Annotated in this window: 1 protein-coding gene; it reads right to left on the reverse strand. The window is 61.2% G+C overall.

Annotated elements, in window-relative coordinates:
• Nucleotides 1–1,048, reverse strand: a 1,048-nt coding sequence (locus tag CAY82_RS24770) for an immunoglobulin-like domain-containing protein (RefSeq protein WP_140399145.1), incomplete at both ends; no start/stop codon positions are given.

Here is a 1,048-nt window from a genome sequence, read left to right on the forward strand (position 1 = left end):
GACTTGATGCCCAGGCTGATCTGGCCAGCGTCGTTATAGACGTCATCGCCCTGTGCAGCATGGGTGTACGGTGCACTGGTTTCGCCAGCCTTGATGGTGACCTGGGCGTTGTTGCTCAGGGTCACGACCAGGTCATGGGCCAGCGCCTGGTTGATGTGCACGGTGAAGGTCGGATTGACGTTCTCGGCCACCGACGCCTGATCGGCAGTGATGGTGACCTGTACCAGGTCGCCTTCGTTGCCCGGAGTACCCGGCTCGTCGGTGACGGTGGTGCTGACCGGAGTCTTGTCCAGGGTCAGCTGCTCGAACTTGCCAACATCAGCACCATCAACGGTAGCAATGGACTTCACGACCGGATCGTTAGCACCCACATACACGTTGTCCGGGGCAGTGACGGTAACCGAACCAGTCGTGCCGTTGGCCGGTACAGTGATAACCGTCTTGCCGTCGCTCAGCGTGAAGGTCAGGGCCGAGTGGTTGTTGATCGGCAGACCGTCTTTGTTGGTCAGGGTGATGGTGTAGGTGATCTCGCCGCCTTCGGTGACCGAAGGGGTCGCGGTCAGCTTGGCCACCACTTCGTCGGTGGTGTCAGTCACCTGAACCGAAGCGTCGCCGCCCAGTTGCAGGTTCTCGAAGGTACGGCCATCAACGTCCACAGCAGACTTGATGCCCAGGCTGATCTGGCCAGCGTCGTTATAGACGTCATCGCCCTGTGCAGCGTGGGTGTACGGGGCGCTGGTTTCGCCAGCCTTGATGGTGACCTGGGCGTTGTTGCTCAGGGTCACGACCAGGTCATGGGCCAGCGCCTGGTTGATGTGCACGGTGAAGGTCGGATTGACGTTCTCGGCCACCGACGCCTGATCGGCAGTGATGGTGACCTGTACCAGGTCGCCTTCGTTGCCCGGAGTACCCGGCTCGTCAGTGACGGTGGTGCTGACCGGAGTCTTGTCCAGGGTCAACTGCTCGAACTTGCCGACGTCAGCGCCAGTGACCGAGGCGATCGATTTGACCACAGGGTCGTTGGTGCCGGTGTAGACGTTGTCCGGCG

Source organism: Pseudomonas sp. SID14000, from assembly GCF_002165135.1.
Lineage (GTDB): Bacteria > Pseudomonadota > Gammaproteobacteria > Pseudomonadales > Pseudomonadaceae > Aquipseudomonas.